The following is a 19543-nucleotide window of genomic DNA, read 5'->3' as shown; positions in this document are numbered from 1 at the left end:
CTTAATTGTTGTTCGCAGTGCTCGAAGCAACATCGCTGTCGGCGTTCAATTCACGCACGGCGATATAACGTTCGCTGCGACGGGTGCGATCCAGCACCTGCCCTACCAATTGACCACAGGCGGCGTCGATGTCTTCACCACGGGTGGTGCGGACGGTGACGTTGAAACCGGCATGATGAAGCTGATCCTGGAAACGACGAATGGCGTTGTTGCTCGGACGCTCGTACCCGGAATGCGGGAACGGGTTGAACGGGATCAGGTTGATCTTGCACGGGATGTTCTTGAGCAGCTCGATCATTTCCACGGCGTGCTCAAGCTTGTCGTTGACGTCCTTGAGCAAGGTGTACTCGATGGTCAGCACACGCTTTTCGCCCAGGGACGACATGTAGCGCTGGCACGACTCGAGCAGCATCTTAAGCGGATACTTCTTGTTGATCGGCACCAATTGGTTACGCAATGCGTCATTCGGTGCGTGCAGGGACAACGCCAGGGAGACGTCGATGTGCTTGGACAGCTCATCGATCATCGGTACCACGCCGGAGGTCGACAGGGTCACGCGGCGCTTGGAAATGCCGTAGCCCAGGTCGTCCATCATCAGATGCATGGCCGCGACGACGTTGTCGAAGTTCAGCAGCGGCTCACCCATGCCCATCATCACCACGTTGGTGATGGCACGGTCGACGGTTGCCGGGACGCTGCCAAAGGATTTGTTGGCAATCCACACCTGGCCGATGACTTCGGCGGCGGTGAGGTTGCTGTTGAAGCCTTGCTTGCCGGTGGAGCAGAAACTGCAATCCAGGGCACAGCCTGCCTGGGACGAAACGCACAAGGTGCCGCGTTTGCCCTGGGGAATGTACACGGTCTCGACGCAGCTGCCGGACGCCACGCGCACCACCCACTTGCGGGTGCCGTCGCTGGAGATGTCCTCGCTGACCACTTCCGGACCACGGACCTCAGCAACAGCCTTGAGCTTTTCGCGCAAGGCCTTGCTGACGTTCGTCATGGCATCGAAATCATCGACACCAAAGTGGTGAATCCATTTCATTACCTGACCGGCACGGAAACGCTTCTCCCCGATTGAGTCGAAGAATTTTTCCATTTCCTGTTGAGTCAGACCCAGCAGGTTAGTTTTTACAGTCGATGTAGTCATGGATTCACCTTCACTCTTAAGCCAATGCTTAGCGAGTGGTTACTTCAGTAGCTGCGAAGAAGTACGAGATTTCGCGAGCGGCAGCGGCTTCGGAGTCCGAACCGTGTACGGCGTTGGCGTCGATGGAGTCAGCGAAGTCAGCACGGATGGTGCCGGCAGCAGCTTCTTTAGGGTTGGTAGCGCCCATCAGCTCACGGTTCAGAGCGATAGCGTTTTCGCCTTCCAGAACCTGAACGACAACCGGACCGGAGATCATGAAAGCAACCAGGTCGTTGAAGAAACCACGAGCGCTGTGCTCAGCGTAGAAGCCTTCGGCTTCGGCTTTGGACAGTTGCTTCAGTTTCGAAGCTACAACGCGCAGGCCGGCTTTTTCGAAACGAGTGGTGATCTCGCCGATCACGTTTTTAGCAACGGCGTCAGGCTTGATGATGGAGAAAGTACGTTGAACAGCCATGGTGTAACTCCAGAAACGGTAATTTACGAAAAATTAAACCCGCGAATTATACGCGGGTTCTTGGGTATTGCCTAACCTGCGGCGTGGCTCAGTCGCGTTCTTCGATCCAGTGGGCCTGAATGGCCTCCAGGATCTTTTCGCCACAATGCTCAGGCATGTCGTCGAAATCGGGTAATTCCATTACCCATTTGCGCAGATCGACGAAGTTGACCGACATAGGGTCCACGTCGGGCTTGCTTTCGGCCAGCTGGATCGCGATCTCCAGCACATCAGTCCACTTGAGTTTCATGACAATTCCTTGAATCAGTGCGGCGCTTCGGCGGCGTGGTTGAGCGAGTACTTCGGAATTTCGACCGTCAGGTCTTCGGTACCGACCTTGGCCTGGCAGCCCAGGCGGGACTCGCGCTCAAGGCCCCAGGCCTTATCAAGGTAGTCCTCTTCCAGCTCGTCGGCCTCTTCCAGCGAGTCGAAACCCTCGCGGATGATGCAGTGGCAGGTAGTGCAGGCGCAGACGCCGCCACAGGCGCTTTCCATCTCGATGTGGTGCTCATGGGCCAGTTCGAGGATGGAAACCCCCGTCTCAGCCTCAACAACCATGCCTTCGGGGCAAAACTTCTCGTGTGGCAGAAAAATGACCTGCGGCATCGTTATTCCTCAATCTCATTCAGGTTGCGCCCCGCCAGCGCGGCTTTCACCGTCGAGTCCAGGCGGCGGGCAGCAAAGGCGTCGGTCACTTGCGACAGACGCTTGGTCTGCTGCTCGATGGCGTAACCATCGGTACCTTTCATCAGTTCGGTCAGTTCCTGCACCTGCGCATCGATGACCAGGCGCTCCTCGGCGTCGAGCAAGCGCTCGCCATCGGCCTCCAGAGCGGCCTGCACGGCTTCGATCAGGCGCTGGGCGTCGACCTGTTGCTCGCGCAGCACACGGGCAACCTTGTCGTCATTGGCGTGCTGGAACGAGTCCTTGAGCATTTTGGCGATTTCGCCATCGGTCAGGCCGTAGGACGGCTTGACCTGAATGCTGGCTTCGACGCCCGAACCCAGTTCGCGAGCAGAAACACTGAGCAGACCGTCGGCATCGACCTGGAAGGTCACGCGAATCTTCGCCGCACCCGCCACCATTGCCGGGATACCGCGCAGTTCGAAGCGCGCCAGGGAGCGGCAGTCGCTGATCAGCTCGCGCTCGCCCTGCAACACGTGGATCGCCATGGCCGACTGGCCGTCTTTATAGGTGGTGAAGTCCTGGGCGCGAGCGACGGGGATGGTGGTGTTGCGCGGAATCACCTTCTCCATCAGGCCGCCCATGGTTTCCAGGCCCAGGGACAACGGAATCACGTCGAGCAGCAGCAGTTCGCCACCATCGCGCTTGTTACCGGCCAGGGTATCAGCCTGGATCGCAGCACCGATGGCGACCACTTGATCCGGGTCGATTTCAGTCAGGGGCTGGCGACCGAAGGCTTCAGCGACAGCTTCGCGAACGCGAGGTACGCGAGTCGAACCACCGACCATGACCACGGCGTGCACGTCTTCCAACTCGATACCGGAATCACGCACCGCACGACGGCAGGCTTTGAGGCTGCGCGCGACCATCGGCTCGATCAGCGCATTGAAGGCTTCACGGGTCAGCTCGGCCTTCCAGTCGCCATAGGCCACTTCAACGGCAGGCGCATTGGTCAGGGCTTCCTTGGCCGCACAGGCGGTTTGCAGCAGGTTGCGCTGCGCACCGGGATCGAGGTCGGCGGACAGACCGGCGCTCTCGATGATCCAGCCCGCGATCGCGTGGTCGAAGTCATCGCCGCCCAGGGCGCTGTCGCCGCCGGTGGCCAGGACTTCGAAGACACCGCCGGTCAGGCGCAGAATCGAAATATCGAAGGTACCGCCGCCCAGGTCGTAAATGGCGACCAGGCCTTCGGCATGCTGGTCCAGGCCATAAGCCACAGCGGCAGCAGTCGGCTCATTGAGCAAACGCAGCACATTCAGGCCGGCCAGCTTGGCCGCATCCTTGGTGGCTTGACGTTGAGCGTCATCGAAATAGGCCGGAACGGTGATCACCGCACCCACCAGCTCACCACCCAGGGTCTCCTCGGCACGCTGGCGCAGGACCTTGAGGATATCGGCGGACACTTCGACCGGGCTTTTCGGGCCCTGGATCGTGTCGATGAACGGCATGTGCGACTCGCCGCCGACAAAGCGGTAGGGCAGTTGCTCGCCCAACTGCTTGACGTCGGACAGGCCACGACCCATCAAGCGCTTGACCGACAGCACGGTGTTCAAGGGATCGGTGGCGGCAGCCAGCTTGGCGGATTCGCCAACCTCGACCCGATCAGCGTGATAGCGTACGGCAGACGGCAGGATGACCCGCCCTTGCACGTCAGCCAGAGGCTCGGAAAGTCCACTGCGCAATGCAGCGACCAGCGAATTGGTAGTGCCCAAGTCGATCCCCACAGCCAGACGACGCTGGTGCGGTTGAGGACTTTGGCCGGGTTCGGCGATCTGCAGTAGGGCCATCGTTATCAGGACTTATCTGTATATCAGGCGTGCGACCGGAGCGGCACTGGGTTAGTCGTCGAGGCGCTCTTCTAACTGGCGCACTTCGTAGGTGAGCTTGTCGAGGAACTGCATGCGCCGCATCAGGCGTTCGGCCCGTTCACGTTGCGCGGCATCGTTCCAGCAAGCTGCGAAGCTTTGGTTCAGTTCATCCTGGGCAGCCTTCAGGCGACGCTTGAAGACGGCAACGCCATTGAGGTCCGCGCTGTCCTGCAGGTCTTCGAGCTCTTCACGCAGCTCCATCTGCTGCAGAAGAAACTCCGGATCATGCACCGTGACCTCCAGCGGCAGCTCGCCACCATTCAAGGCGAGCAGGTAACGCGCGCGCTTGGGTGGACTCTTGAGCGTCTGATAGGCCTCGTTGAGGCTCGCGGATTGCTCCAGCGCCAGCCGCTGCTCGCGCTCGGAAGCGTCTGCAAAGCGGTCCGGATGAACGCCGCGCGCCAACTCACGGTAGCGCGTAGCCAGCTGATCGAGATCCAGATCGAAACTCGGTTGCAGCTCGAATAAAGCGAAATGACAAGGAGTACCCACGACAAGCCTCAGATGTTGAAGCTTTCGCCGCAGCCACATTCACCGCGCACGTTGGGGTTGTTGAACTTGAAGCCTTCGTTCAACCCTTCCTTGACGAAATCGAGCTCGGTGCCGTCCAGGTAAGCCAGGCTTTTCGGGTCGATAATCACTTTTTCGCCGTGACTTTCGAACACCTGGTCCTCAGCAACCACCTCGTCGACAAACTCCAGCACGTAGGCAAGGCCGGAACAGCCCGTGGTGCGAACACCCAGACGAATCCCTTCACCCTTGCCGCGCCCGTCGAGGGAGCGTCGCACGTGCTTGGCCGCCGCTTCTGTCATGCTGATAGCCATCGTTGACTCCTTACTCGTCGCCAAATGCTTAGATCAAGCCTTTCTTCTGCTTGTAGTCGCGAACAGCCGCCTTGATGGCGTCTTCAGCGAGTACCGAGCAGTGGATTTTCACTGGCGGCAGGGCCAGTTCTTCAGCCAGCTGGGTGTTCTTGATGGTTTCCGCTTCGTCCAGGGTCTTGCCCTTCATCCACTCGGTGGCGAGGGAGCTGGAAGCGATAGCCGAACCGCAGCCGTAGGTCTTGAACTTGGCATCTTCGATGATGCCGGCGTCGTTGACCTTGATCTGCAGGCGCATCACGTCGCCACACGCCGGAGCGCCGACCATGCCGGTGCCGACATCAGGGTCTTCCGCGTCCATCTTGCCGACGTTGCGCGGGTTTTCGTAGTGGTCGATGACCTTTTCGCTGTAAGCCATGATTCTCAATCCTCACTCATCAGGGCCGCTCTTGAGACCCTGTAGTTGCGCTGCATTTACCGCCGCGCCGCTACAGGACCTGTATCCGGCGGCTTCTATAGTTAGTGTGCCGCCCACTCGATCTTCGAGATATCGACGCCGTCTTTGTACATGTCCCACAGCGGCGACAGAGCGCGCAGCTTGGTTACGGCCTCGCAGACTTTCTGCGCGGCGTAGTCGATTTCTTCTTCGGTGGTGAAACGACCGAAGGTGAAGCGGATCGAGCTGTGAGCCAGTTCGTCGTTGCGGCCCAGGGCGCGCAGTACGTACGAAGGCTCAAGGGATGCCGAGGTGCAGGCCGAACCGGACGAAACCGCCAGATCCTTGAGCGCCATGATCAGCGACTCGCCTTCAACGTAGTTGAAGCTCAGGTTCAGGTTGTGCGGAACGCGGGCGGTCAGGCTGCCGTTGACGTACAGCTCTTCCAGGTGCTCGACCTGCTTGTAGAAACGGTCGCTCAACGCCTTGATGCGTGCGTTTTCGGCAGCCATGTCTTCCTTGGCTACGCGGAAAGCTTCACCCATGCCGACGATCTGGTGGGTCGCCAGGGTGCCGGAACGCATGCCGCGCTCGTGGCCGCCACCGTGCATGGTCGCTTCGATACGTACGCGCGGCTTGCGGCTGACGTACAGGGCGCCGATGCCTTTAGGACCGTAGGTCTTGTGGGCGGAGAACGACATCATGTCGACTTTCAGCTTCTGCAGGTCGATCTCGACCTTGCCAGTGGACTGAGCGGCGTCGACGTGGAACAGGATGCCCTTGGAACGGAGCAGTTCGCCGATCGCTGCGATATCGTTGATGGTGCCGATTTCGTTGTTCACGTGCATGACCGACACCAGGATGGTGTCGTCGCGCAGTTCGGCTTCGATCATCTCAGGCGTTACCAGACCATCGGTGCGAGGCTCGATGTAGGTCACTTCGAAACCTTCACGCTCCAGTTGGCGCATGGTGTCCAGGACAGCCTTGTGCTCGATCTTGGTGGTGATCAGGTGCTTGCCTTTGGTGGCGTAGAAATGTGCCGCACCCTTGATTGCCAGGTTGTCGGATTCGGTGGCACCGGAGGTCCAGACGATTTCGCGCGGGTCGGCGTTGACCAGGTCGGCCACCTGACGACGGGCGTTTTCAACGGACTCTTCAGCTTTCCAGCCGAACACGTGGGAACGGGACGCCGGGTTACCGAAGTTTCCGTCGACCAGCAGGCATTCACTCATCTTTTGCGCGACACGCGGATCAACCGGGGTGGTCGCAGAGTAATCAAGGTAAATCGGCAATTTCATGGACTATCTCCTAAATCAGGCTGGCTGGCGTGCCGCTAGCTCTTTGGCTGTCATTCGACGGCGGACGCTTCAATCTTGTCCAGGCGTGGCACCTTGCTGTTGCAACGGCGCTGGTCCTGACGCTGGGCTACTTCTTGCACCTCACGGCGAGTTACAAGGTCAGCCAAGCTGATACCGCTCAGAAATTCGTGAATCTGCAGGCTCAGGTCGCACCACAAGTGGTGGGTCAGACAAGTGTCACCTTGATGGCAATCACCTTGGCCCTGGCATTTGGTGGCATCGACCGATTCGTTCACCGCATCGATCACCTGGGCGACCTGGATGCCCTGCATGTCGCGGGACAATTGGTAGCCACCGCCCGGACCACGCACGCTGGACACCAGATTGCTGCGGCGCAATTTGGCAAAAAGCTGTTCGAGGTAGGACAGGGAGATGCCTTGGCGCTCGGAGATATCGGCCAGGGACACGGGCCCGTGCTGCGCGTGCAACGCCAGGTCAAGCATGGCGGTCACGGCGTATCGGCCTTTTGTAGTCAGTCGCATGGACAATTACCACGGAGTTCGGAATGAGGCGAGTATGCAATTCCCGAGTATTTAAGTCAACTATAAGACCTAGTACTTTAGTCAGGATTACCCGCAAAAGAGCGGGCGCATCATAGCAAAGGCTGAGCGTGTATCACCAGTAAATGCGCGCCATCGTTCTTCGCGAGCAAGCCCGCTCCCACAGGGACGATGAACATCCTGTGGAAGCGGGCTTGCTCGCGAAGGGAGCGACGCGGTCTAGCTGGCCTGACTCTGATCCTTGTCCTTCACACAGGCGAAATCTTCTTCGCGCAGCTCAGGCAGGTCTTTCGCACAGTAATTACTGCCCAGATCCTTCAACGCCCCGCACATCCCCTCCAGACGACCATCGACCGCCTGCAGGTGATCGAGCAACTGATTGATGGCGCGAGCCACCGGGTCAGGCATGTCTTCAGTCACGCCGTAGGCATCAAAACCGATCTTCTCGGCCATGGCCTTGCGCTTGGCATCCTGCTCTTCGTCGGATTTGACGATGATTCGCCCCGGAATCCCGACCACGGTCGCACCCGGCGGCACTTCCTTGGTCACGACAGCATTGGAACCCACCTTGGCACCGGCACCGACAGTGAACGGGCCGAGCACTTTCGCGCCCGCCCCGACCACGACGCCGTCACCCAAGGTCGGGTGACGCTTGCCCTTGTTCCAGCTGGTGCCACCCAGGGTCACGCCCTGATAAATAGTGACGTCGTCGCCGATCTCCGCGGTTTCACCGATGACGATGCCCATGCCATGGTCGATGAAGAAACGTCGACCGACCTTGGCCCCCGGATGGATCTCGATCCCGGTCAGCCAGCGACCGAAGTTCGACACCAGGCGCGCCAGCCACTTCAGGTCCGCGCGCCACAGCATCGCCGACAAACGGTGAATCCAGATGGCGTGCATGCCGGGGTAGCAGGTCAGGACTTCAAAAGCGTTACGCGCCGCCGGGTCTCGATGGAATACGCTCTGAATATCTTCACGCAAACGCTCAAACATCATTAATCCTTCCGCTTTAGAAGCTCACCACGGGCCGCTTTCTGGGTTTCCGTGAGGATGCCACGCAAAATATTCATTTCCGCCCGGCTGACCGAGCTGCGTCCGTACAACCGGCGCAGGCGCGCCATCAAGTGCCGCGGTTTTTCCGGATCGAGGAATTCGATGGCCACCAGGGTTTGCTCCAGGTGCTCATAGAATCGCTCCAGTTCGTCCATGGTCGCCAGCTCAGCGCTTTTGACCGAAGCCACCTCTTCCTTCTCGACCTTGCTTGGCTGACCTTGGGCGGCCAGCCAGGACATGCGCACTTCATAGCTCAACACCTGCACCGCCGCCCCAAGGTTCAGCGAACTGAACTCAGGGTCGGATGGGATGTGCACGTGATAATGACATCGCTGCAGCTCTTCGTTGGTCAGGCCGGAATCTTCACGACCGAACACCAGAGCGATTTCCGCGCCCTGACCGGCTTCCTCGACCACCTTCGTTCCGCATTCGCGGGGATCGAGCAGCGGCCAGGGAATGCGCCGGTCGCGGGCACTGGTACCCAGCACCAGATTGCAGCCGACCAGGGCATCTTCCAAGGTGGCGACGACTTGCGCGTTTTCAAGGATGTCACCGGCACCGGAAGCACGGGCGTCGGCTTCGTGATGCGGGAACAGACGAGGCTCGACCAGCACCAGCCGCGACAAGCCCATGTTCTTCATGGCACGCGCAGCCCCGCCGATATTGCCCGGATGGCTGGTATTGACCAGGACGACACGAATGTTATGCAGCAAGGGAGGCGCTCTCGAACACGATAATCGGGAGCGGAATCTTACAGCTGAAGCTACCGTTAAGCCATGAAAGCGAACGTCGTCCTTCTCCTGTAGAAACTTTCTGATAGAATGCCCGGCTTTCTTTAACAACCTTAGGTGACACATCCATGCAGCCCATGCTGAATATCGCGCTGCGCGCCGCCCGCAGCGCCAGTGAATTGATCTTCCGCTCCATCGAGCGCCTGGATACCATCAAGGTCGACGAAAAAGACGCCAAGGATTACGTATCCGAGGTGGATCGCGCCGCCGAACAGAAAATCATCGACGCCCTGCGCAAGGCGTACCCGAATCACTCGATCCTGGGTGAAGAGACCGGCATGCACGCCGGCACCGGCATCGAAGGCGAAGAGTACCTGTGGATCATCGATCCACTGGACGGCACCACCAACTTCCTGCGCGGCATCCCTCACTTCGCTGTCAGCATTGCCTGCAAATACCGCGGTCGCCTGGAGCACGCTGTTGTTCTGGACCCGGTTCGCCAGGAAGAATTCACCGCCAGCCGTGGTCGCGGCGCTCAACTGAACGGTCGTCGCCTGCGCGTCAGCGGTCGCACCAGCCTGGACGGCGCCCTGCTGGGTACCGGCTTCCCGTTCCGTGACGAGCAGATGGACAACCTCGACAACTACCTGGGCATGTTCCGCGCCCTGGTTGGCCAGACTGCCGGCATCCGCCGCGCCGGTTCCGCGAGCCTGGACCTGGCCTACGTGGCTGCCGGCCGTTTCGACGCCTTCTGGGAGTCGGGCCTGTCCGAGTGGGACATGGCCGCTGGCGCCCTGCTGATCCAGGAAGCAGGCGGCCTGGTGAGCGACTTCACCGGCGGTCACGACTTCCTCGAGAAAGGCCACGTCGTTGCCGGCAACACCAAATGCTTCAAGGCGGTTTTGACGGCGATCCAGCCGCACCTGCCGGCCTCGCTGAAGCGCTAAGCTTCCCGCGACAGAAAAAAGCACCCTTCGGGGTGCTTTTTTATGCCTGGAATTCGATCCCCAACACACCACAAACCCAATGTGGGAGCGGGCTTGCTCGCGAAAGCGGTGGGTCAGCCAGCACCAATGTTTGATGTTAGACCGCATTCGCGAGCAAGCCCGCTCCCACAGGGGATTAGTGGTGGCGCATAAATCCCGGGCACAAAAAAAGCACCCCGCAGGGTGCTTCTTTTTTATCCAGCTTCAGCAGATCACTGACCCTGCTGATTCTCCGACAGGATCAACTTGCCTTCCTTATCCACCGGAATCTGGTTGCCTGGATCACGATCCATGCGCACCTTGCCTTCCTTGCCGTCCAGCGAATACCGCACGTCGTAACCTACAACCTTGTCACTGATGTCGTTGACCGTGTTGCAGCGGGTCTGGGTCGTGGTGTAGGTATCACGCTCCTGCATGCCTTCCTGCACCTTGTTGCCGGCATAACCACCACCGACAGCACCCGCGACCGTGGCGATCTTCTTGCCGGTGCCGCCACCAACCTGGTTACCCAGCAAACCACCTGCCAATGCACCGACCACCGTACCGGCGATCTGATGTTGATCTTTCACCGGCGCCTGCCGGGTGACAGTTACATCCTTGCACACTTCACGTGGAGTCTTGATTTGTGTCTTGACCGGCTCAACGGCGAGTACTTGTGCGAACTCAGGACCGCTTTTAACCAGGCTGTAGGTGGCCACAGCGCCCCCGGCAGTCACACCGACAGCACCCAGTACAGCACCAACCAGCATCGACTTGTTCACATGAACCTCCTGGACCATCACATGCGGAACATGTCCGCGCTTCTCCCAGCCTTGGAGCACAAAAAAAGGCGCGAGTTCAACTCGCGCCTTTTTTGGACTACACCGCCAGAAGAATTATCCTTCAAGGACGGTCGTCGACTTCCTTCTCGGTATTGGCAGGAGGAATCAGGTCTTCCGTGCTCAGGTTCAGCCAGATCAGCACCACGTTCGCGATGTAGATCGACGAGTAGGTACCCGCCAGAACACCGATGAACAGGGCGATGGAGAAACCGAACAGGTTGTCGCCGCCGAAGAACAGCAGGGCCGCGATCGCCAGCAAGGTGGAGATCGACGTCGCCATGGTCCGCAGCAGGGTTTGCGTGGTCGAGATGTTGATGTTCTCGATCAGGCTGGCCTTGCGCAGTACACGGAAGTTCTCACGAACCCGGTCGAATACCACGATGGTGTCGTTGAGCGAGTAACCGATGATCGCCAGTACCGCCGCCAGCACCGTCAGGTCGAAGGTGATCTGGAAGAACGACAGGATACCGATGGTCACGATCACGTCGTGGATCAGGGACACGATCGCACCGACCGCAAACTTCCACTGAAAGCGGAACGCCAGGTAGATGAGGATGCCGCCCAGCGCCATCAGCATGCCGAGGCCGCCCTGGTCGCGCAGCTCTTCACCCACCTGCGGGCCGACGAACTCGACGCGCTTGACCGACGCCGGGTTCTCGCCGCCGACCTTCTGCAAGGCCTCGGCCACCTGGTGACCCAGTTGCGGGTCTTCGCCCGGCATGCGCACCAGCAGGTCGGTGGTTGCACCGAAGTTCTGCACGATGGCTTCTTGATAACCCGCGGTCGCCAGCTGCTCACGCACCTTGGTGACATCGGCCGGACGCTCGTAGGTCAGCTCGATGAGCGTACCGCCGGTGAAGTCCAGACCCCAGTTCATGCCCTTGGTGGCGACGCTGAACAAGGCCAGCGCAGTAAGGAACAATGTGACGCCGAACGCGAAGTTGCGAACGCCCATGAAGTTGATTGTACGTAACATGGCAGCCCCTTAAATCCACAACTTCTTGAAGTCACGACCGCCGAAGATCAGGTTGACCATCGCGCGGGTCACCATGATGGCCGTGAACATCGAGGTAAAGATCCCGAGGGACATGGTCACTGCGAAGCCCTTGACCGGGCCGGTGCCCATGGCAAAGAGGATGCCGCCGACCAGCAAGGTGGTCAGGTTGGCGTCGAGAATCGCGGTGAATGCCCGGCCGAAGCCTTCGTTGATTGCACGCTGCACGGTCATACCGGCAGCGATCTCTTCACGGATCCGCGAGAAGATCAGCACGTTGGCGTCGACCGCCATACCCATGGTCAATACGATACCGGCGATGCCCGGCAGGGTCAGCGTTGCACCCAGCAGCGACATCAGCGCCAGCAGCATCACCATGTTCACCGCCAGAGCAACGGTGGCGATGAGGCCGAAGAAGCGGTAGATGGCCATGATGAACAGCGAGACGAACAGCATGCCCCACAGCGACGCATCGATACCCTTGGTGATGTTGTCGGCACCCAGGCTTGGACCAATGGTGCGTTCTTCAGCGAAGTACATCGGTGCAGCCAGACCACCGGCACGCAGCAGCAGCGCCAGCTCGGACGACTCGCCCTGGCCGTTCAGGCCGGTAATACGGAACTGGGCACCCAGCGGCGACTGGATGGTCGCCAGGCTGATGATCTTCTTCTCTTCCTTGAAGCTCTGAACCGGAACGTCTTTTTCGACGCCGTTGACCACTTGCTTGGTATACGTGGTAACCGGACGCTGCTCGATGAAGATCACCGCCATGCTGCGACCGACGTTCGAACGGGTCGCACGGTTCATCAGCTCGCCGCCGTGGCCATCCAGACGGATATTCACTTCTGGCCTGCCGTGCTCGTCGAAGCCGGCCTTGGCGTCAGTCACCTGGTCACCGGTGATGATCAGGCCGCGTTCGATCAGCGCTGGAGGACGGCCACCTTCACGGAACTCGAAGGATTCGGAAGTGGCTTTCGAAGCACCAGGCTCTGCCGCCAGACGGAACTCGAGGTTGGCCGTCTTGCCGAGGATACGCTTGGCTTCGGCGGTGTCCTGCACGCCCGGCAGCTCAACCACGATGCGGTTGGCGCCCTGGCGCTGGACGATCGGTTCGGCAACACCCAGCTCATTGACGCGGTTACGTACCGTGGTCAAGTTCTGCTTGATGGAGTATTCGCGGATTTCCGCCAGCTTGGCCGGGGTCATCGCCAGACGCAGCACCGGTTGACCATTGAGGTCGGCCGGAACAATGTCGAAATCGTTGAAGTTCTTGCGGATCAGCACACGGGCCTGTTCACGGCTGTCTTCATCAGCGAAGCCCAGCTGGATGGCACCATTGAGTTGCGGCAGGCTGCGATAGCGCAGCTTTTCTTTACGCAGCAGGCTCTTGACGTCGCCTTCGTAGACTTTCAGGCGTGCATCGAGGGCTTTGTCCATGTCCACTTCCAGCAGGAAGTGCACACCACCGGACAAGTCCAGACCCAGCTTCATCGGGTGCGCAGCGAGGTTGCGCAGCCATTGCGGGGTGGTTTGCGCCAGGTTCAATGCAACGACGTAGTCATCACCCAACGCCTTGCGTACAACGTCCTTGGCCGGCAACTGGTCTTCAGCCTTGGTCAGGCGAATCAGACCACCCTTGCCGCCCTCTGCCAGCGTGGCAGCCTTGACGTTGATCCCGGATTCCTTGAGCGCAGCGCTCACGCGATCCAGATCAGCCTGATTGACCTGCAGTGCAGTGCTTGCACCGCTGACCTGAATGGCCGGGTCATCAGGATAAAGATTGGGAGCGGAATAAATCAGACCGACCGCCAGCACCGCCAGGATCAGAATGTATTTCCACAGAGGATATTTGTTCAGCATCACGCCGCCCGTTTATGACGCGGGGCGCCTTGCGCGCCCCGTCGATTGAAAATGAAGTTGAAACTTAGATCGCTTTGAGCGTGCCTTTTGGCAGCGTCGCGGCGATGGCGCCTTTCTGGAATTTCATTTCGACGGTGTCGGAAACTTCCAGAACGACGAAATCGTCGGCCACTTTAGTGATCTTGCCGGCGATGCCGCCGGTGGTCACAACTTCGTCACCTTTCTGCAGGCTGCTCAGCAGGTTTTTCTGCTCTTTGGCGCGCTTGGCCTGTGGACGCCAGATCATCAGGTAGAAGATGACCAGGAAGCCGACCAGGAAAATCCACTCGAAACCGCCGCCCATAGGGGCTGCCGCAGGGGCTGCAGCGTCTGCCATGGCATTAGAGATAAAAAAGCTCATTTAGCACTCCAGTTGCAAATGTTGAATCTTGGGGTCAGGAAACTCAGTCCAAAGGCGGAACAGGTAACCCGCGTTTGGCGTAGAAGGCATCGACAAAGGCGGCCAATGTACCCTGTTGAATAGCCTCGCGCAAACCAGCCATAAGCACTTGATAATGACGCAAGTTATGGATGGTATTGAGCATGCTTCCCAGCATTTCGCCGCACTTGTCCAGGTGATGCAGATAAGCGCGGGAGAAGTTCTGGCAGGTATAGCAATCGCAGGTCGGATCGAGCGGCGAATCATCATGGCGATGGAACGCGTTTCGGATCTTCAGCACGCCGGTATCGATGAACAGATGCCCATTGCGGGCATTACGGGTTGGCATCACGCAATCGAACATGTCCACACCGCGGCGCACACCCTCAACCAAGTCTTCCGGTTTGCCAACGCCCATAAGGTAACGAGGTTTGTCAGCCGGCATCATGCCCGGCAGGTAATCCAGCACCTTGATCATCTCATGCTTGGGCTCGCCCACCGACAGGCCGCCGATGGCCAGGCCGTCGAAGCCGATCTTGTCCAGGCCTTCCAGGGAGCGCATGCGCAGGTCCTGGTGCATGCCGCCCTGAACGATACCGAACAGCGCCGCGGTGTTGTCGCCATGGGCTTCTTTCGAACGCTTGGCCCAACGCAGGGACAATTCCATGGAAATACGCGCGACGTCTTCATCCGCTGGGTACGGCGTGCATTCGTCGAAAATCATCACAATGTCGGAGCCCAGGTCACGCTGAACCTGCATCGACTCTTCCGGGCCCATGAACACCTTGGCGCCGTCGACCGGCGAGGCGAAGGTCACGCCCTCCTCCTTGATCTTGCGCATGGCGCCCAGGCTGAACACCTGGAAACCGCCGGAGTCGGTCAGAATCGGGCCTTTCCACTGCATGAAATCGTGCAGATCGCCGTGCTTCTTGATCACTTCCATGCCCGGGCGCAGCCACAGGTGGAAGGTGTTGCCCAGAATGATTTCAGCGCCAGTCGCCTCGATATCCCGTGGCAGCATGCCCTTGACCGTGCCGTAGGTGCCCACCGGCATGAAGGCCGGGGTCTCGACGGTACCGCGCGGGAAGGTCAAACGACCGCGACGAGCCTTGCCATCAGTGGCCAGCAGCTCGAAAGACATACGACAGGTGCGACTCATACTGTTTCCTCTGGGCCGCTTGGAGCGGGATTACGGGTGATGAACATCGCATCACCGTAGCTGAAAAAGCGGTAACCGTTGTCGACCGCGGCTTTGTAGGCAGCCATGGTTTCCGGATAACCGGCAAACGCCGAAACCAGCATCAACAGCGTGGATTCGGGCAAATGGAAATTGGTGACCAGGGCATCGACCACATGAAACGGCCGGCCAGGGTAAATGAAAATGTCTGTATCGCCGCTGAACGGCTTGAGCACGCCATCGCGCGCCGCACTTTCCAGCGAGCGCACGCTGGTGGTCCCCACGGCCACCACACGACCACCGCGCGCGCGGCAGGCGGCAACGGCATCCACCACGTCCTGGCCGACTTCCAGCCATTCGCTGTGCATGTTGTGGTCTTCGATCTTCTCGACCCGCACCGGCTGGAACGTACCCGCGCCAACGTGCAAGGTCACGAACGCCGTCTCGACGCCCTTGGCGGCAATCGCCTCCATCAGCACCTGATCAAAATGCAGCCCCGCCGTCGGCGCCGCCACCGCGCCCAAACGCTCGGCGTAGACGGTCTGGTAACGCTCGCGGTCGGCGCCTTCATCCGGGCGGTCAATATAAGGAGGCAACGGCATGTGCCCGACACGGTCGAGCAGCGGCAACACCTCCTCAGTGAACCCCAGCTCGAACAACGCATCGTGCCGCGCCAGCATCTCGGCCTCGCCACCGCCGTCGATGAAAATCTTTGACCCAGGCTTGGGCGACTTGCTGGAACGCACATGGGCCAGCACGCGATGACTGTCGAGCACCCGCTCCACCAGGATTTCCAGCTTGCCGCCGGAAGCCTTCTGGCCAAACAGCCGCGCCGGAATCACCCGGGTATTGTTGAACACCATCAAATCGCCAGGGCGCAAATGCTCCAGCAAATCAGTGAATTGACGGTGTGCCAGGGCGCCGCTGACCCCATCCAGGGTCAACAGACGACTATTGCGACGCTCGGCCAAAGGATGGCGGGCAATCAGCGAATCAGGGAGCTCGAAAGTAAAGTCAGCAACGCGCATGATGGGGTTCGTCTAGCAGGGCCGGGAAGTCTAGCGGAATTATCAAAAATTCTCCATGTACCTGATTGACCAGCGGTTATCTCATCTCTATACTTCGCCGCCATTGAGCCCTGATGGCGGAATTGGTAGACGCGGCGGATTCAAAATCCGTTTTCGAAAGGAGTGGGAGTTCGAGTCTCCCTCGGGGCACCAAAATTAAGAAAGGTCTTGCTTAGCAAGGCCTTTTTTTTCGCCCAAAGAAAAGCCACCCCTGACACCCCGCGAACAACGCACCAACCTGTAGGAGCTGCCGAAGGCTGAGATCTTTTGATCTTGCCTCTCTTCTGCCCTCCTCGCCGGAAGAACATTTCACAAGGATTCCCCCATGGAATTGCACCTGGAAACCGTCGCCCTCTTCTCCCTCAAACTGGCTTATGAATCGGAAGGTCAAAGCCCGATTTTGCGGGATGATCTGGTGATGGGGGATTACCAGCGGGATGTGTTTGAGTTGCTGGTGCGGCGGGGGGATGTTGAGGGGATTCAGGTGAAGGTGGGTGAGTGTGTGGGGTTGGCGTTGGAGGCTGTTGGGGGTGTGGATAGGCCGTTGGGGCGGGAGTTGCGGAGGTTGGCGGGTGAGTTTGCCGGGATTCAGGCGATGAGGCAGCTAGATGCGCCGCTCGTTGCGCTCAAGGATTATCTGAAAGATATTCAATGAATGAAGGCAGGGGGGACCCCTGTTGTTTGATAACCTCTATGTTTTACTGATGGACTGAGGGTTGGAGCTCGAGGCTACAGGCTTCACCTGAGACGCAGAGGCTGAAGGCGGTGATAGACACTAGTCTGGCGGCGCAGCTAAGGGCTGAGAATGCAAGATTGGTTGCCTTGCTGGATGCTCATGGCATCGATTGGCGCCCGCCTGCTGAGCCGGTCAAGATTGCGATTGTCCAAACAGAGCAATCACAGCAACTCGATACTGAAGGAAAGCTTGCCCTATTCCGAAGCTTGTTTCGTGGCAGAACGGACGTTTACCCCATCCGCTGGGAAAGCAAGGCAGGCAAATCAGGATACGCACCCGCTTGCGCAAACGAATGGAGGCCTGACGTTTGTGAGAACCCCCGAATCAAATGTGGCGACTGCGGCAACCGTCAGTTTCTTCCACTGATCGATGAGGTGATCTATCGCCATCTAGCAGGTGAAGTGGTTATTGGTATCTACCCCATGCTTCCTGATGACACCTGTTATTTTTTGGCTGTCGACTTCGATGAGGCCGAATGGCGTGATGACTCAAAGCTTTTGTGCAGTCATGCCATGGGCTGAACGTCCCGGTGCCGCAATCATCAGTCATGCCTGTGAGCGCACCCGCCAGTTGGCGCTCAGCTCCTATGATCGACTGTTTCCAAACCAGGACTATATGCCCAAAGGCGGCTTTGGAAATCTCATCGCGCTCCCTTTGCAAAAGCGGGCCAGGGCCCAAAACAACAGCGTTTTTGTAGACGACACGCTTGAGCCTCATCCTGATCAATGGGCCTTCCTGGCATCGATTCAGCGCATGAGTCCAGAAGATATCCAGCCCGTTATTGTCCAGGCGATGGGTAATCGAGACCCTCTAGGGGTCGCCTACGTCGATGACGAAGGTGATGCAGAACCCTGGAAAGATCGTGAATCGAGATCACGCAAATTGACATGCCCGCTACCTGCTGCTGTCAACATCACGCTGGCCAACTTAATTTACTTTGAAAAGTCGGAATTGCCACAGCCATTGGCAAACCAGCTTGTCCGGCTCGCTGCTTTTCAAAATCCTGAGTTCTACAAAGCTCAGGCCATGCGCATGTCAGTGTGGAACAAGCCAAGGATTATCGGCTGTGCCCAGAACTCCCCCAAACATATTGCGTTACCGCGTGGCTGTTTGGATGCTGCGCTGGAGCTTTTAGAGGAAAACGGGGTTACCCCTATTTTTAAAGACGACCGCTTCGTGGGCGACCCCATCGACGTGAGTTTTCTCGGGACCCTGCGTTCTGACCAAGAGGCTGCTGTCAGCGCAATGCTAAGTCATGACACCGGCATCCTCTGCGCACCGACAGCTTTCGGTAAAACGGTGAGTGCTGCTGCGTTGATTGCCGCTCGTGGCATTAACACGTTGGTGCTTGTGCATCGGACGGAACTGTTAAGGCAGTGGCAAGAGCGCTTGCAGGCGCTCCTGGGAGTCGAGAATGGTGTCGTTGGTACCCTTGGGGGGGGAAGCGAAGCTTACCGGCATCATCGACATTGCCGTAATGCAGTCGCTATCGCGAAAAGGCGAGATCTGCGATCAGGTAAAAAACTACGGCCAGATCATCGTTGATGAGTGTCATCACCTATCAACCGTGTCATTCGAGGGACTACTGAGGAGCGCGACCGCGCGGTACGTACTGGGACTCACCGCAACCCCAGTGCGCCGAGATGGGCAGCAGCCCATTATTTTCATGCAGTGCGGACCGATCCGACATTCTGCTGCTCGACCAGCGAGTGCGCCCCATGACCTATCTGTCGTGCCTCGATTGCTGTCAAAACCAATAGTGGTCCCCGACGGCTTTGGGATTCAGGACGTTTTTCGGCATCTAGCCGACAACTCTGAGCGGACAGCCAAAATCGTTTCGGAGATTGAGTTGGCGTACAGCGAGGGTAGAAAAATTTGAGTCCCTTCCCCCTGATGCTCCACGGGTGCTGTTGGCAACAGGAAAACTAGTAGGTGAAGGTTTCGATCACCCGCCGCTGGACACACTGGTACTGGCAATGCCCATCTCATGGAAGGGAATCCTTCAGCAATATGCGGGGCGGTTGCATCGATCGCATGCCGATAAGGCCGACGTGCGAGTGATTGACTTCGTTGACGGGGGAAATGTCGCGCTGCTGAGAATGTGGGATAAGCGCCAGGCGGGTTACAAAGCGATGGGCTACCGCATGGCTGATTCCATGGCCACCATGGACCTACTCTAACGTGGTTGACGGTCAACTTCCGCACCAGTCTCAGGATGCTTTTTTCAAGGACAAACAAAACCCCAACTGCTTTCGCAATTGGGGTTTCGGAATTTAATCTTGACGATGACCTACTCTCACATGGGGAAACCCCACACTACCATCGGCGATGCATCGTTTCACTGCTGAGTTCGGGATGGGATCAGGTGGTTCCAATGCTCTATGGTC

The 19543-nt window shown here is 58.7% G+C and carries 20 protein-coding genes, 1 tRNA gene, 1 rRNA gene and 1 pseudogene; 4 read left to right on the top strand and 19 right to left on the bottom strand.

The window, feature by feature from the left end:
- Position 1: 1 nt before the first annotated feature.
- From rlmN to trmJ, 12 genes are all read right to left on the bottom strand, one after another.
- The gene (gene rlmN / locus BSF40_RS08790; protein ID WP_015093627.1) at positions 2-1150 is read right to left on the bottom strand and encodes a 23S rRNA (adenine(2503)-C(2))-methyltransferase RlmN; all 1149 of its coding nucleotides are present in this window, start codon (positions 1148-1150) and stop codon (positions 2-4) included.
- Positions 1151-1178: 28 nt separating this feature from the next.
- Complete coding sequence (gene ndk, locus BSF40_RS08785) at positions 1179-1604, bottom strand: nucleoside-diphosphate kinase (protein ID WP_007903599.1); 426 nt, start codon at positions 1602-1604, stop codon at positions 1179-1181.
- 88 nt (positions 1605-1692) lie between these two features.
- Positions 1693-1893, bottom strand: coding sequence for a Fe-S cluster assembly protein IscX (iscX, locus tag BSF40_RS08780; RefSeq protein ID WP_007973999.1), 201 nt, complete (start codon positions 1891-1893; stop codon positions 1693-1695).
- A gap of 14 nt (positions 1894-1907) precedes the next feature.
- Complete coding sequence (gene fdx / locus BSF40_RS08775; protein ID WP_015093626.1) at positions 1908-2249, bottom strand: ISC system 2Fe-2S type ferredoxin; 342 nt, start codon at positions 2247-2249, stop codon at positions 1908-1910.
- 2 nt (positions 2250-2251) lie between these two features.
- The gene (hscA, locus tag BSF40_RS08770) at positions 2252-4114 is read right to left on the bottom strand and encodes a Fe-S protein assembly chaperone HscA (protein WP_095964822.1); all 1863 of its coding nucleotides are present in this window, start codon (positions 4112-4114) and stop codon (positions 2252-2254) included.
- 51 nt (positions 4115-4165) lie between these two features.
- Positions 4166-4687: a co-chaperone HscB gene (gene hscB, locus BSF40_RS08765; protein ID WP_007974002.1), complete on the bottom strand. Its 522-nt coding sequence runs from the start codon at positions 4685-4687 to the stop codon at positions 4166-4168.
- An 8-nt stretch (positions 4688-4695) separates the two neighbouring features.
- Entirely contained in the window at positions 4696-5019 is a 324-nt protein-coding gene (gene iscA / locus BSF40_RS08760) for an iron-sulfur cluster assembly protein IscA (RefSeq protein WP_007974004.1), read from the bottom strand.
- 28 nt (positions 5020-5047) lie between these two features.
- Entirely contained in the window at positions 5048-5434 is a 387-nt protein-coding gene (iscU, locus tag BSF40_RS08755) for a Fe-S cluster assembly scaffold IscU (RefSeq protein ID WP_007974006.1), read from the bottom strand.
- Between the two features lie 101 nt (positions 5435-5535).
- On the bottom strand, positions 5536-6750 hold the full coding sequence (locus tag BSF40_RS08750; RefSeq protein WP_007974008.1) for an IscS subfamily cysteine desulfurase: 1215 nt from the start codon (positions 6748-6750) through the stop codon (positions 5536-5538).
- Between the two features lie 50 nt (positions 6751-6800).
- The gene (gene iscR / locus BSF40_RS08745) at positions 6801-7292 is read right to left on the bottom strand and encodes a Fe-S cluster assembly transcriptional regulator IscR (protein ID WP_007974010.1); all 492 of its coding nucleotides are present in this window, start codon (positions 7290-7292) and stop codon (positions 6801-6803) included.
- Positions 7293-7529: 237 nt separating this feature from the next.
- Entirely contained in the window at positions 7530-8306 is a 777-nt protein-coding gene (gene cysE, locus BSF40_RS08740) for a serine O-acetyltransferase (RefSeq protein WP_007982740.1), read from the bottom strand.
- Between the two features lie 2 nt (positions 8307-8308).
- Entirely contained in the window at positions 8309-9079 is a 771-nt protein-coding gene (trmJ, locus tag BSF40_RS08735) for a tRNA (cytosine(32)/uridine(32)-2'-O)-methyltransferase TrmJ (RefSeq protein ID WP_008045111.1), read from the bottom strand.
- A gap of 146 nt (positions 9080-9225) precedes the next feature.
- Here trmJ and suhB point away from each other — a divergent pair, with 146 nt between their 5' ends.
- On the top strand, positions 9226-10044 hold the full coding sequence (gene suhB, locus BSF40_RS08730; protein WP_007974015.1) for an inositol-phosphate phosphatase: 819 nt from the start codon (positions 9226-9228) through the stop codon (positions 10042-10044).
- Between the two features lie 251 nt (positions 10045-10295).
- Here the strand turns inward: suhB and BSF40_RS08725 are convergent, their stop codons facing one another.
- The 6 genes from BSF40_RS08725 to queA all read right to left on the bottom strand — a co-directional run bounded on the left by BSF40_RS08725 (position 10296) and on the right by queA (position 16381).
- Entirely contained in the window at positions 10296-10844 is a 549-nt protein-coding gene (locus BSF40_RS08725) for a glycine zipper 2TM domain-containing protein (protein ID WP_015093622.1), read from the bottom strand.
- Positions 10845-10965: 121 nt separating this feature from the next.
- Positions 10966-11880 carry a protein translocase subunit SecF gene (gene secF, locus BSF40_RS08720; RefSeq protein ID WP_095964821.1) on the bottom strand — a complete coding sequence of 305 codons (915 nt, stop codon included), beginning with the start codon at positions 11878-11880 and terminating at the stop codon, positions 10966-10968.
- A 9-nt stretch (positions 11881-11889) separates the two neighbouring features.
- The gene (gene secD / locus BSF40_RS08715; RefSeq protein WP_015093620.1) at positions 11890-13758 is read right to left on the bottom strand and encodes a protein translocase subunit SecD; all 1869 of its coding nucleotides are present in this window, start codon (positions 13756-13758) and stop codon (positions 11890-11892) included.
- A 64-nt stretch (positions 13759-13822) separates the two neighbouring features.
- Entirely contained in the window at positions 13823-14158 is a 336-nt protein-coding gene (gene yajC, locus BSF40_RS08710; protein WP_007956696.1) for a preprotein translocase subunit YajC, read from the bottom strand.
- 43 nt (positions 14159-14201) lie between these two features.
- Entirely contained in the window at positions 14202-15317 is a 1116-nt protein-coding gene (gene tgt / locus BSF40_RS08705; protein ID WP_172435689.1) for a tRNA guanosine(34) transglycosylase Tgt, read from the bottom strand.
- A gap of 14 nt (positions 15318-15331) precedes the next feature.
- Positions 15332-16381, bottom strand: a complete 1050-nt coding sequence (queA, locus tag BSF40_RS08700) for a tRNA preQ1(34) S-adenosylmethionine ribosyltransferase-isomerase QueA (protein ID WP_095964819.1) — start codon at positions 16379-16381, stop codon at positions 15332-15334.
- Between the two features lie 107 nt (positions 16382-16488).
- Between queA and BSF40_RS08695 the strand changes: the two genes are divergently transcribed.
- The 3 genes and pseudogenes from BSF40_RS08695 to BSF40_RS32685 all read left to right on the top strand — a co-directional run bounded on the left by BSF40_RS08695 (position 16489) and on the right by BSF40_RS32685 (position 19336).
- A tRNA-Leu gene (locus tag BSF40_RS08695) sits at positions 16489-16573 on the top strand.
- Positions 16574-16745: 172 nt separating this feature from the next.
- Positions 16746-17075 carry a hypothetical protein gene (locus BSF40_RS08690; RefSeq protein WP_095964818.1) on the top strand — a complete coding sequence of 110 codons (330 nt, stop codon included), beginning with the start codon at positions 16746-16748 and terminating at the stop codon, positions 17073-17075.
- A 110-nt stretch (positions 17076-17185) separates the two neighbouring features.
- A pseudogene (locus BSF40_RS32685) lies at positions 17186-19336 on the top strand (DEAD/DEAH box helicase family protein).
- Between the two features lie 97 nt (positions 19337-19433).
- Here BSF40_RS32685 and rrf read toward each other — a convergent pair.
- Positions 19434-19543 (bottom strand): 5S ribosomal RNA (rrf, locus tag BSF40_RS08675); the annotation flags it as partial.

The organism is Pseudomonas sp. ACN5, from assembly GCF_002303975.1.
In the GTDB taxonomy this organism is placed as follows: Bacteria; Pseudomonadota; Gammaproteobacteria; order Pseudomonadales; family Pseudomonadaceae; genus Aquipseudomonas; species Aquipseudomonas laurylsulfatiphila.
Note: the sequence above shows the minus strand (reverse complement) of the source record. Positions and strands in the feature narration are given on the sequence as shown.